This is a genomic window from Bacteroidota bacterium (genome assembly GCA_016722375.1).
Classification (GTDB): Bacteria; Bacteroidota; Bacteroidia; order Chitinophagales; family LD1; genus Bog-950.
Genome location: JADKJG010000005.1, coordinates 396,834 through 409,366, shown reverse-complemented (window position 1 = coordinate 409,366; position 12,533 = coordinate 396,834). Strand labels below are relative to the sequence as shown.

9 protein-coding genes and 1 pseudogene are annotated in these 12,533 nt (G+C 43.5%); 6 read left to right on the top strand and 4 right to left on the bottom strand.

Annotated elements, in window-relative coordinates; genetic code table 11:
• Positions 1-92: 92 nt before the first annotated feature.
• Both recR and polA read right to left on the bottom strand, forming a co-directional pair.
• A complete protein-coding gene (gene recR, locus IPP77_09175) occupies positions 93-719 on the bottom strand; it encodes a recombination protein RecR (protein MBL0309824.1) in 627 nt (208 codons plus the stop codon).
• A 104-nt stretch (positions 720-823) separates the two neighbouring features.
• A pseudogene (polA, locus tag IPP77_09170) lies at positions 824-3,672 on the bottom strand (DNA polymerase I).
• A gap of 119 nt (positions 3,673-3,791) precedes the next feature.
• On the opposite strand from polA, the gene IPP77_09165 reads away from it, so the two are divergent.
• Positions 3,792-4,691 carry a hypothetical protein gene (locus tag IPP77_09165; protein MBL0309823.1) on the top strand — a complete coding sequence of 300 codons (900 nt, stop codon included), beginning with the start codon at positions 3,792-3,794 and terminating at the stop codon, positions 4,689-4,691.
• A gap of 272 nt (positions 4,692-4,963) precedes the next feature.
• Here the strand turns inward: IPP77_09165 and IPP77_09160 are convergent, their stop codons facing one another.
• Positions 4,964-5,797 carry a formylglycine-generating enzyme family protein gene (locus tag IPP77_09160; GenBank protein MBL0309822.1) on the bottom strand — a complete coding sequence of 278 codons (834 nt, stop codon included), beginning with the start codon at positions 5,795-5,797 and terminating at the stop codon, positions 4,964-4,966.
• Positions 5,798-5,960: 163 nt separating this feature from the next.
• The gene (locus tag IPP77_09155; GenBank protein MBL0309821.1) at positions 5,961-7,844 is read right to left on the bottom strand and encodes a T9SS type A sorting domain-containing protein; all 1,884 of its coding nucleotides are present in this window, start codon (positions 7,842-7,844) and stop codon (positions 5,961-5,963) included.
• A gap of 322 nt (positions 7,845-8,166) precedes the next feature.
• Between IPP77_09155 and IPP77_09150 the strand changes: the two genes are divergently transcribed.
• Genes IPP77_09150 through IPP77_09130 form a run of 5 tightly spaced genes read left to right on the top strand, consistent with a single transcriptional unit; the run spans position 8,167 to position 12,532 of the window.
• A complete protein-coding gene (locus IPP77_09150; protein MBL0309820.1) occupies positions 8,167-9,573 on the top strand; it encodes an anthranilate synthase component I family protein in 1,407 nt (468 codons plus the stop codon).
• Positions 9,570-10,136: an aminodeoxychorismate/anthranilate synthase component II gene (locus tag IPP77_09145; protein ID MBL0309819.1), complete on the top strand. Its 567-nt coding sequence runs from the start codon at positions 9,570-9,572 to the stop codon at positions 10,134-10,136. Before IPP77_09150 ends, IPP77_09145 begins: the two co-directional genes overlap by 4 nt.
• Before the next feature lie 4 nt (positions 10,137-10,140).
• Positions 10,141-11,124, top strand: a complete 984-nt coding sequence (gene trpD / locus IPP77_09140; protein MBL0309818.1) for an anthranilate phosphoribosyltransferase — start codon at positions 10,141-10,143, stop codon at positions 11,122-11,124.
• A complete protein-coding gene (trpC, locus tag IPP77_09135; GenBank protein MBL0309817.1) occupies positions 11,121-11,909 on the top strand; it encodes an indole-3-glycerol phosphate synthase TrpC in 789 nt (262 codons plus the stop codon). The genes trpD and trpC overlap by 4 nt, the downstream gene beginning before the upstream one ends.
• A 2-nt stretch (positions 11,910-11,911) precedes the next feature.
• Positions 11,912-12,532, top strand: a complete 621-nt coding sequence (locus IPP77_09130; GenBank protein MBL0309816.1) for a phosphoribosylanthranilate isomerase — start codon at positions 11,912-11,914, stop codon at positions 12,530-12,532.
• The last annotated feature ends 1 nt before the right edge of the window (position 12,533 follow it).

Sequence of the window (12,533 nt, the reverse complement as noted above, 5' to 3'; positions counted from 1 at the left end):
AAACCGGACGTTGTAATTGACGATGATGACGGATAGCTTCATTTACGGTGCGTCACTAAAGTGAAAAGCAAAAATAAAACAGGAAATTTGATTCAATTAGAATTCTTGAGCAGCGTGTTTTCATAAGGCAAGCGCGAAACGATGGAGCGCGCCAAGGTCATTTCATCCGTGTATTCCAGTTCTCCGCCAAACGAAATTCCTCTGGCAATGGTGGTCACCTGAACATCAAAATCTTTTAATTTTTTACTCACGTAGAAGATGGTAGTATCTCCTTCGATGGTTGGGCTAATCGCCATGATAATTTCCTTGATGCCCCCTGCTTGAATTCGCTCAATGAGGGAAGCGATATTCAAGCGATCGGGACCAATGCCATCAATCGGAGAAATGATGCCTCCGAGCACATGATATACTCCACGAAAGCTATTGGTATTTTCAATGGCTATCACATCGCGAATGCTTTCTACAATACAGATGATAGATTGGTTGCGGTGCTTATTACTGCATATTTCACAAATGTTTTCATCTGATACATTATGGCAGGTCTTACAGAATTTTACTTCACTCCTCATTCGGGTAACAGCCTCGCCAAATTGACGCACCTTTGCTTCATCCTGCTTCAGTAAATGTAGCACTAGCCGGAGTGCAGTTTTTTCACCTATACCAGGCAGTTTGGTAAATGCTGCCACCGCTTCGGCAATTAGTTTGGAAGAATAATTCATCAAGGGCTAAAATAACCCGAATTGCTATATGGACGAGTTGGCGTCATTGAAAATCCATATCAGCCATGTGTGGATTGAATCGGGCAGGCTGTAGTGGCTGGAGGTTAATGCGCCTCCAACCAATTTTCTCCCACACCAATTTCTGCTTCTATCGGCACTTTGGTAGAGATGGCTTTCACCATCTTCTCGTAGATGATAGGCTTGATAATATCCACTTCGTCTTTATGAGCGTCGAATACTAATTCATCATGCACCTGCAAAGTCATTCTGGATTTTAGCTTGTGTTTATTGAATTCGTCATGAATCGCAATCATGGCCAGTTTAATCATATCGGCAGCCGAACCCTGCACCGGTGAATTAATAGCGTTCCGTTCGGCGAAGCTCCGCACCGTGAAGTTCTTTGAGTTGATGTCTTTCAAATACCGCCTTCTTCCCATGATGGTCTGCACATAGCCGTGTTCGCGAGCGAACTGAATGTTTCGGTTCATGTACTCCTTGATTCTCGGAAATTGAAGGAAGTAGTTGTCAATAATATTTTTTGCTTCTGCTCTGCTAGCACCGATATTTTGTGCCAGACCAAAAGCCCCTTGTCCATAAATAATTCCGAAGTTGACGCTCTTGGCTTTGTAGCGCATTTCTTTAGTCACTTCTTCTACCGGAACATTATAAACCTTAGCAGCGGTAGCGGTATGAATATCTATTTTCTTTTCAAAGGCCTCGGTCATGGCTTCATCACCGCTCAACTCAGCCACAATGCGCAATTCTATCTGCGAGTAATCGGCTGATACGAGCACATAATCCGAATTGCGGGGAACAAAAGCCTTGCGCACTTCCTGCCCTCGCTGCGAGCGAATCGGTATGTTTTGAAGATTAGGATTATCAGAGCTCAACCGACCGGTGGCGGCGATGTGTTGCCGAAACGTGGTGTGTATTCGACCGGTTTGCGGTTTAATCAATAGGGGCAAAGAATCCACATAGGTGGACTTCAGTTTGGTTACCTGCCGGTAATCCAAAATCTTTTCCGCTATGGGATGATGTTCTTTCAGCGATTGAAGAGCATCTTCATTGGTAGATAGCTGACCGGTGGAAGTTTTCTTGCCGGTGAAGGGAAGTTTCAGATGGTTGTATAATATATCACTGAGTTGTTTGGGAGAATCCAGGTTAAACTCCGTTCCCGCCATTTTATAAATCTCATCTCGTGCCGCCAACATATCCGTCTCCAATTCTTTAGAGAAATTTTTGAGAAAGGCTTCATCAATTTTCACTCCCTCAAATTCCATGTCTGCCAACACTTCGACGAGTGGATGTTCTATTTTTTCTAACACGCTTTCAACTTTGCGCTCCGTAACCATCGGCGCTATTACATTTTTGAGTTGCAGGGTGATGTCCGCATCTTCCGCAGCGTATTCAGAGATTTTATCCAAAGGCGCATCGCGCATGGTGCCCTGATTTTTACCTCTTTTTCCAATCAACTCTTCTATCGAAACCGGCGTATAGCCTAGATAGGTTTCGCTGAGATAGTCCATGCCGTGTTTCAAATCCGGCTCTACCAGATAATGCGCCAGCATGGTATCGTAAATAGGCAAACGGACTTGCACATCGTATCGGCGCAGCACCTGTAAATCAAACTTCACGTTCTGGCCGATTTTTAAATGCTTCTTGCTTTCCAGCAATGCTTTAAAATGGGAAACGATTCTTTTGTATCCTCAAAATCTGTAGGACAAGGAACATAATAGGCTTCGCCCTCCTTCACACTAAAACTCATGCCCACCAATTCGAGACTGAAATAGTCCAGTGAAGAGGTTTCGGTATCAAAGCAAAACTCCGTATGCGCTTCCAAATCCTTTGCCAAATTTTTAAGGGCTTCCTCGCCTTGAACCGTGTGATATTTATGGGTGGTGTTGTAAATATTTTTGCCATGCTCTACGGCTCCAGTCCCCATCTCCTCGAAGAGTGTACTCGGATGGTCATTATTAAACAAGTTTCCCTGTTGATTGGAAGGAGCACTCTTTTCTCTCCCTTCGGAGGGACTAGGGGGACCGGCTTGTTGATTGACCGAATAAGAATCTCCCAAAATTCTTCTGCCCAAAGTCCTGAATTCCAGTTCGGCAAAAATCTCTGCCAGCTTTTCTTTATCGGGCGAGTTCAACATCAGGTCTTCGTTTGAAACATCAATCGGCACTTGCAGATTGATAGTCGCCAGTTTTTTAGATAAAATTCCCTGCGCTGCATATTGACGGACATTTTCGCCGAGCTTCCCTTTTATCTTATCCGCATTGGCGATAATATTCTCCACCGAGCCATATTCTTTAATCAACTTTTTGGCGGTCACCTCTCCTACCTTCGGAATGCCGGGAATATTATCCACTGCATCGCCCATCATCCCCAAGATGTCAATCACCTGCAAAGGGCTTTCTATATCCCATCGCTTCTTCACCTCCTCCACTCCCATAATCTCTACATCGTTCCCCAGCCGTGCGGGCTTGTAAATGAAAATGTTCTTATCTACTAATTGTCCGAAATCCTTATCCGGTGTCACCATATATACTATATGACCTTCCGCTGCTTTCTTTTTGGCGATGGTTCCTATAATATCATCTGCCTCATAGCCGCGCAGTTCCAAAATAGGGATATGCCAGGCCTCAATAATCTTTTTGATATAAGGAACGGCAAACAAAATATCCTCCGGAGTTTCCTGTCGGCCTGCTTTGTATTCGGCGTATTCTGCTTCGCGTTCCACAGAGCCGCCGAGATCAAACACCACTGCCAAATGGGTGGGCTTTTCTTTTGTCATCAACTCTACCAACGTAGTAGTGAAGCCGCTAATAGCCGAAACATTTTGTCCTTTCGAGTTGATTAAAGGATTGCGGCTGAAGGCAAAGTAGGCGCGAAAAATCAGCGCATAAGCATCAATCAGAAATAGTTTATTGTCGGTCCAATCGGTTTTTCCCATGCGGTTTTTATAAGAACCACGAATGTAAAAAACTAAGCGCTTTTTGTAGTCTTGCGTCGGATTTACAAAAACAAAGTCTCGATATTCTTATCTTTAGAACATTAAACCGAACGAAACACATGAGAACATTAAATCTATTGATGGCACTTTTATTGATGGGAAGTAGTGCAGCCTATTCACAAGATCAACTGACGGTAGATGAGTCCCTGCGGCCTATGAGCAAAGGAACGCAACCCGCTTTCACTTTAAACATACCACAGACCAACCTGAAAGATGTTGAGAAAGAATGGATGAAATATATCAAATCAGGCAGCAAGGAAAAATCAGTAGCAGTGGGTGGAGAAATCATTATGCCCGGCGCGGTCAACAAAAATATTGCGGCTGAGCCCTTTACTATTTACAGCACCCTACTTGAAACCAACCAAGGCGTTTTTCTGAGTGCTTGGTTTGGCTTGGGTGGAGACTCGGTTTTTATAACAAGAGAATTAAACAATGGGAAAGACCTGGCGGCCAAAAAATATATCCGCGATTTTGCCATTCAACGCTATCGAGTTGCAGTGAAAGCTCAGGTAGAAATAGAAAAAGGCAAGATGAAAGACTTGGAAAAAGAGTTGAAAGGTCTGGAAAAAGATGAAGATAAAGCCAACAAAAATATCAACGGCTATGAGCGCGACATTCAACGGTCCAAAGACCAGATAGCCACTAACGACGGTGATGAAAAACGAAAAGGAGACCTGGTTTATGCTCAGAAAACCAAAATGGATAATATGAACACCTACGAAAAAGAAACCTTGAAGGCAGCAGAGAAGGTATTAAAGACATTAGAAAAAGAAAAAGAAAAAATTCAGAAGGACAGCGAAAAGGAAAACCGCAAAATTGATGATTGGAACAGCAACATCCGGGAAGAAAGAAGGAAGATTGATAACCTGAAACAAGACCAACGCATCAAGCGGGGGCAGATTGCCGACCAAAAAAAGGTGATTTCGGAGGTAGAGCAGAAATTAAAAGATATTAAATAAGGCTTACGGGACAGGTATTTTAGCCATTTGGCACCGAATAGTTGTGTAGTTGGGCTGAACAGCAAATGGTTTTTTCTACCAAGGCGCTCCCGAAAAGGAGTGCCTTTTTTGTCTTTGGAGGAGACAGCAACCAACAAGCGATATGATTTGGTTTCGTGCATAATTATAACGAAAGGAGAAACACAAAATGTTTTGTGCATGATGAGGGAAATAAAAAAGCCAGGCAAATAGTTTTTGCCCGGCTTAGTATGAAGCATGTTTTGATTAATGTATTAGTCCAGTACCATGCGGAAACCCACATCATCGTCCTTTGAATCGGCCGGATAGAAATCGCGGTTGGCCACGCGGCAATCGCGAAGCGGCCCCCACCAAGACCCCCCACGCAGAGAGCGAGCATCGCTACTGTCCGGCCCTTTAGGATTGTTGGAAGGACTGTGGCTATAATATTTCTCGTCGAAATAGTCTGTACACCACTGCCAAACGTTGCCGCTCATATCATAGAGCCCTAACTCGTTCGGTGCCTTTTTGCCTACTGGTTTTATTCCGTTTGTTTTGAGCGTGTCGTACCAAGCTACTACATCCGCATCGTTAGATCCAGCGTATTTATAACCATGACTTTTGCTGCCACCTTTTGCTGCATATTCCCATTCGGCTTCGGAGGGCAGACGAAAGGTTTTTCCACTAAGTTGGTTGAGGCGGTTGATGAATAGTTGGGCATCATACCACGATACATTGATAGCCGGACATTCGGCACAGTATTCAGCGGCGGGGGTGGTACCCATCACCAATTTCCATTCATTTTGGGTGACGGCATATTTGCTCATTTGAAAATTGTTGAGCTTTACCGTATGGCGCGGCTTCTCTTGCTCGTAACATTCGGGATCCTGAAGCAACACGCAACCCATGGTGAAGGTTCCACCTTCTACGGGCACCATGTTCATTTCAATCAGCCGGATAGCCTCTGCTACTTTGGGTTCAATAATTTCAGGCTTAGAAGCGTTGTGCTTGGCTGCTTTGCCATGCGTTTCGTTTTCATCGGGGGCGGCCTGAGTAAAGCCGATTGACATCATAAAAAAAAAAAACAGGAGGGGGAATAACTTTTTCATAAAGGTAAATTTTGACTGTGCTATGTATTTAATGGCTTTGTTGAATAATGATAAGTACGATGGCTGTACGAAAAAGGTTTCATCTTTTTCTGTTTTATATTGCCATATATAAAGCGATAGCATGTTGAATAAGGTTTATTGATAAACAAATTTTGAACTGAACTTATTCCCGTTGGTGGCAGCGCTCAGTATGTATGTACCGGGGAACCAGACCACCCACATTAATATTGATGGTCTTCATCACACCATTTTCTTCTACGGTATATATGTTGTCATAAACCATCCTGCCGTTGATGTCAAACAAGGCTAACGAGATTTCATCTTTCGGGTTGTCCACTTCCAATACTAGGTTGCTGGTGGTAGGATTTGGATAGAGCCTGAAATTAGATTCGCCGTCTTCGCTCAGTTTTGCTTCGGCTATTTTTGAATATTCAAAGTTGCCGTTGTTGTCTATCTGTTTCAGCCGATAGTAATAACGTGTTTTTTCATAAGGATGGTCGTCATGAGTATAGGTATTCGTGATGGTAGAATTATTGTGACCGTCCACCCATCCTATATCTATAAAGTTAATGCCATCAGTACTTCGTTGAATTTCAAAGCCACGGTTGTTTACCTCTAGGGCAGTAGCCCAATCCAGACGAATCAGGTATTTGCCTTGTGCTTCGGCAGTGAAATACAGCATCTCCACCGGCAAGGCATTTCCGGAAGGCCCTTTGCCCAAAGAGAAGTGTGAGAAGTCATGATAAAGCCCACCCGGTATTCCACCGGAGTTATTGCAACCTGCATTCATGGTGTAGGTTAACAAGTCGGTGGGGTTGGATACCGTGGAAGCAATTTCGGGCATCCAATCCACTTCGGGAGTAGAAGGGTCATCGCCATAAGCTGATTCATGCTTGATCGCCCGCCACATCGTACTCAAATCCATAGCGGTCATCCCGTTGGGAAATACTTCCATGTCATAATAGTATCCGGTATCGGTAGAGGCGAAGCTCCAGTAGCCGTGATCCTTGGGGGTACTTTCAATAACCAGCCATTGTGGTATATATGCGTTGCATGGATTGCCGGGAAAGTATTTGTTGAATCCATTATAAACGGCTGTTGGATTAGAGCCGTCACATCCTTCACAGCGTTGCGACATCTTCCCGATGTACCCACTTGGGTTGGTTGACCCGGAGCAGAATTTGGTCTTTACACTACCGGTTCCGGGAACCTGCACAAAGTTCAAACGAACTCCGTTAAAACCTTTGTCGGGCGTTCCTACCGGCCAAACATAACTAGTGGCAGTATTGATTTTTCGTTGCACACCGCCAAAGGGAGTACCTCTTTTCCCGCTGCTCAGAATATAGCCGGTAGTAGGTGCGCCCGCTGTTTGCAATACCGGATAGCCGATAATAGCATCGGGACGGCCATTGCGGATATTTAAAAGAAACTCGGTAGAATCGGTATAGGTTTTTAATAAGCCCTTTTGATTGTTATTAGTAAACAAGTTGGAGGGTTCATACGTGGTATTGATGCTGGCTGTGCCAAAAACCAGAGAGCCATCAATGACGATGGAGTCCTGCATTTCTACTAGAGAGGTAGCGTTTGATTTGTCAATCACCAAATTATAAAAACTCGAAACGCCCGGATGGTGCATATTTCCTTTGATAGCCTGCGTTCCTGACCCAACGAACTTGACCGCCTTATCTTTAGAACTGCCAGTATCTGAAGTAAGGAAAAGCGCACCGTCTTTATTTTCAAAGTCGCCTCCTACCTCAATAATCCCATCGTTATTAATCAATCCGGTGGAGTCGCCTGAGCCATTTACGAAATTACTTTGCACATGAATCAAGCCGGCCTTTTGTACATATATATTACATCCTTGGTTGATGAAACCACCCTGTGCTTTTCCTGCCAACGGGGTAAAAACCATAAACAGCAAAGCGGATATAATCACCAGCAAAGAGATGAGTTTCTTATGGTCATTCGACGATACCACTGAATAGTGTGAGCGACGCAGGTAAGCGGTCCTTTTCAAATAGGCCAAATGATGACTTCCTTCAATCATAATCCTTCAATCAATACAAATTACAAAACATAAAAGGTTCCTATCCAAAAGCTAAACCACTCTTGGCTTCTGTCTTTGTATACGATGAGCCGTTCAGGAAGTTTCACTTAACCGTTATTTATATTTGATAAATGGATAGGCCGCTTGTGCGGATTTGGATGATTACTATATTTGTGATTGTAAATGAAGACGAACAATTCAAATCAAAGTTGGTGGCCCGTATATAATCAGGCGGCTGGCTGTTCGTTATATTGATAAACGAAAAGAAACTATAGAAATATGAAAGCCCGCTGCAAACACAGCGGGCTTTTTAATTTTAGTCATGGCACAAAAGATAAAATACACTAGTAGGACCACCAAGATGTTGGCAGATACCTATACGCCCGTTTCGGTCTATCTGAAACTGCGGGATGTATATCCCAATGCCATCTTGTTGGAAAGCACGGATTATCGCGCTGCGAACAATAGTTTCTCCTATATCTGCCTCGACCCACTGACGTCTATCATCTGGAGCAATCAGGAAATCAGTATCTCCAATCAACAACATCAAAAGAAGAAGCATAAAGTAGGAGAGGCAAAAGACGTTTTTGATCTCTTTGAAGATTTTAGAAATGCTTTTCTGGAGCAAGAAGGAATGCAGTCTATCGCTAATGGCCTCTTTGGCTATATGTCCTTCGATGCAGTGAATGTTTTTGACAAACTGAATTATAAAAGCGAGCGAGAAAATGAAATCCCCTTAATGCATTTTTCGTTCTATCGCTTTGTCATAGCCTTTGACCATTTCCGGGATGAATTGGTAGTGTATGAAAATATCCCCGAGGGAGATTTTTCGAGAAAGGAAAGATTGCAATCGCTTCTTCAAAACAAAAATGTTTCGCAACTCCCATTTATGATAAAGGGGAAGGAGCATTCAAATATCAGCGATGATGCTTTTGTGAAAATGGTAGAGAAAGGGGTGAAACATTGTTACCGGGGAGATGTGTTTCAGGTAGTTTTGTCCCGCCGGTTTACTCGAAAGTTTACCGGTGATGATATGAATCTGTATCGCTGCCTGCGCTCTATCAATCCTTCGCCCTATCTTTTTTATTTTGATTATAGCAGCTATCGCATTTTTGGCTCCTCACCGGAGGCTCAATTGGTGGTGAAGAAGGGCGTGGCAAAAATAAATCCAATCGCGGGTACTTTCCGGCGTACCGGTGATGATGAAGCAGATAGGGAGTTAGCGGCAAAGCTGGCAGCCGATGAAAAAGAAAACGCAGAACATGTGATGTTGGTTGATTTAGCCAGAAATGATTTGAGTAAACATGCAAGAGAAGTAACGGTAGAGCACTATAAGCAGGTGCATTTCTATTCTCATGTCATTCACTTGGTCTCCGAAGTAACCGGTAATCTTTCGAGTTCATATAACCCTTTAGCCTTGATTGCCGATAGCTTCCCGGCTGGTACTTTATCCGGTGCGCCAAAACACCGTGCCCTGCAACTGATTCATGATTATGAAAACCAGGAACGGAGCTTCTATGGCGGTTGTATCGGATTTATCGGCTTTAACGGAGATATCAATACCGCTATCACGATTCGCAGTTTTATGAGCAAAAACAACACCTTGCATTATCAGGCCGGTGCAGGAGTAGTGGCGGCTTCAAACCCGCAGTCGGAGTTGGAAGAAGTAAATAATAAATTGCGCGCGCTGCGTAGCGCTATAGAAATGGCAGAGCAATTCAGATTATGAAAAAGATATTGGTCATAGATAATTACGATTCGTTCACCTACAACTTAGTGCATCTGTTGCTGCCCCATGCCGAGGTGAAAGTGGTGAAGAACGATGAGGTCAATATGGACCAAGTCAAAGAGTTTGACAAGATTTTATTTTCCCCCGGTCCGGGTATTCCCGAGGAAGCCGGACAGATGATTGCGGTGATCAAAGAATTCACTTCGATTAAACCTATGCTGGGAATTTGTCTCGGACATCAGGCTATCGGAGAAATATTTGGAGGGAAGTTGAAAAATCTAAGTAAAGTATATCACGGGGTATCTACACCGGTGAAGATTACTAAACCGGAGCATTACCTTTTCAAAAACATTCCTGAAAGATTTGAAGTGGGCAGATACCATTCATGGGTGGTGGATGAAACAAGTATCTCTCAGGAACTTTTGGTCACAGCTGTGGATGATTCGGGAATGATTATGGGCATATCACATAACGAATACGACATCAACGGTGTGCAGTTCCATCCAGAATCTATTATGACGGAATATGGAGCTACGCTTATCCAAAATTGGGTGAATCATTGAGGGCATGAAACAAGCATTGAATGACTTACTGGAACATCAAAGCCTGAATGAACAGGAGGCCTATAATTTGATGAAAAAACTTGTTACTGAGCCAACGAATGAGGCGCATACGGCTGCTTTGCTTTCCGTCTTTATCATGCGGGACATCAGTTTGCAGGAATTAAAGGGCTTTCGCAATGCTTTGTTGGAACTCAGTCTTCCTTTCAAAGTAGAAGGGGATGCCATTGATATGTGCGGCACCGGAGGCGATGGCAAAAACACCTTTAATATATCAACCCTGGCATCGTTTGTTACTGCCGCTGCCGGTGGAAGAGTAATGAAGCATGGTAATTATGGAGTGTCTTCCGTTAGCGGTTCCTCGGATGTGATGGAATATCTAGGATACAAATTTACCAACGATACCGATGCCTTAAGTAGGCAGTTGGACAAGACAAACATCTGCTTTCTGCATGCGCCTTTGTTCCATCCTGCGCTTAAACAAGTTGCACCGGTGAGGAGGCAAATGGGGATCAAGACCTTCTTTAATATGCTGGGACCTTTGGTCAACCCCGCCTGTCCATCTCATCGTTTTACCGGAACCTATAATTTGCAATTGGCAAGATTGTACCACTATCTATTTCAACAGGAGGATTGTCATTATACCGTGGTTCATGCTCTGGATGGTTACGACGAAATCTCGCTCACCGCCGGTTGCAAATACTATAGCAATGATGAAGAGTTTATCTTCTATCCACCTGACTGGAATTTGCCGGAGTTAAAACAGGAAATGCTTTTTGGCGGAAATACTATTAAAGAAGCAGCAGATATATTTGTGCGAGTGCTGGAAGCAAAAGGGACAGAGGCGCAACATGCTGTAGTCATCGCCAACGCCGCTGCGGCTCTTCACTGTCTGCAACCAACAACACTCATTGGCGATTGCGTGGACTCTGCCACCGATGCACTTGTTTCGGGCAAGGCTCTTAAAACATTTAAACGTACCATAGAATGAACATACTTGAGAAGATTGCGTCTTTCAAAGAAAAAGAAGTAGCAGAGAACCGATCGCTCTATCCGGTGAAACTTTTGGAGCGCAGTATTTATTTCGAAACCAAGCCGGTATCCTTGCGCACTTATCTATTGGATAAAAACCTTTCAGGTGTTATTGCTGAATTTAAACGCAAGTCACCATCAAAAGGAAATATCAATCCTTATGCTCCTGTCGGACCAACAACCTTGGGCTATATGCAGGCTGGGGCTTCTGCTCTATCTATTCTCACCGACAAAGAGTTTTTCGGAGGAAGCAGCAATGACCTGACCGAAGCACGCAGATACAATTACTGCCCAATCCTTCGTAAGGATTTTATCATAGATGAATATCAAATCATCGAAGCGAAGTCTATAGGAGCAGATGCTATATTATTAATCGGTGCGCTGCTGACCAAAGAGAAAGTGAAGCAACTATCTGACCTTGCTGTTTCTTTTGGAATGGAAGTGTTATTTGAAATTCATGACGAGACAGACATGGTCAAGTTGAATCCTTCTATTATTCATGTGGGGATCAACAATCGCAATCTGGAGAATTTTGAGGTGGACACAGACCATGCTCTTCGGTTGGCAGAGAAGTTGCCGAAGAATGTTGTGAAGATTGCAGAAAGCGGTATCAGTAAACCCGAACAGGTGTTAGCTTTTCGCAATAATGGTTTCAAAGGTTTTTTGATTGGCGAGCAATTCATGAAAGAAAGCCGCCCCGGGTTGGCCTGCAAAAAGTTTATCCGGCAATTGAACGCACTCTAAAAATGAAACTCAAGATCTGTGGTCTAAGGGAAGATGAAAATGTCAAAGCCATTACGGCCTTGCGACCAAAGTGGATGGGTTTCATCTTTCATCCTACCTCGCTCCGATATTTTATTAATGCAGAGCATCCGGCAAACATCCTTTCTATACCGATACACATAAAAAAGGTGGGTGTTTTTGTGAATGAAAGCGAAGAGGAGATCATGCGAATTCATCAATTGTATGGGTTGGATATGATTCAACTTCATGGGGATGAGAAGCCTGAATTTTGCCTGAATTTGAACAAAGCAGGAATTAAAATTATCAAGGCATTTAGGATAGATGATAGATTTGATTTTTCAAGTGTTGAATTGTATGCGCCTTATGTAGAGATGTTCCTCTTCGATGCAGCGGGAAAAAATTATGGGGGAAATGGCGTTGTGTTCAATTGGAACTTGCTCGAAGGGAAAAGGTTTTCGCGACCCTTTCTTTTAAGCGGTGGTATTGGCTTGGAGCAGGTTGCTCTTTTAAAATCATTTCATCATCCGGATATGATTGGGGTGGATGTCAATAGTTGCTTTGAGTTATCACCGGGTATAAAAGACATTGCGGCCTTGCAATTATTTAAACAGCAAATTGTGTAGC

Excerpts from the sequence above, each read along its gene's own strand:
- recR (MBL0309824.1), bottom strand. The coding sequence starts at position 719 with ATGAATTATTCTTCCAAACTAATTGCCGAAGCGGTGGCAGCATTTACC.
- IPP77_09165 (MBL0309823.1), top strand. The coding sequence starts at position 3,792 with ATGAGAACATTAAATCTATTGATGGCACTTTTATTGATGGGAAGTAGT.
- IPP77_09160 (MBL0309822.1), bottom strand. The coding sequence starts at position 5,797 with ATGAAAAAGTTATTCCCCCTCCTGTTTTTTTTTTTTATGATGTCAATC.
- IPP77_09155 (MBL0309821.1), bottom strand. The coding sequence starts at position 7,844 with ATGATTGAAGGAAGTCATCATTTGGCCTATTTGAAAAGGACCGCTTAC.
- IPP77_09150 (MBL0309820.1), top strand. The coding sequence starts at position 8,167 with ATGGCACAAAAGATAAAATACACTAGTAGGACCACCAAGATGTTGGCA.
- IPP77_09145 (MBL0309819.1), top strand. The coding sequence starts at position 9,570 with ATGAAAAAGATATTGGTCATAGATAATTACGATTCGTTCACCTACAAC.
- trpD (MBL0309818.1), top strand. The coding sequence starts at position 10,141 with ATGAAACAAGCATTGAATGACTTACTGGAACATCAAAGCCTGAATGAA.
- trpC (MBL0309817.1), top strand. The coding sequence starts at position 11,121 with ATGAACATACTTGAGAAGATTGCGTCTTTCAAAGAAAAAGAAGTAGCA.
- IPP77_09130 (MBL0309816.1), top strand. The coding sequence starts at position 11,912 with ATGAAACTCAAGATCTGTGGTCTAAGGGAAGATGAAAATGTCAAAGCC.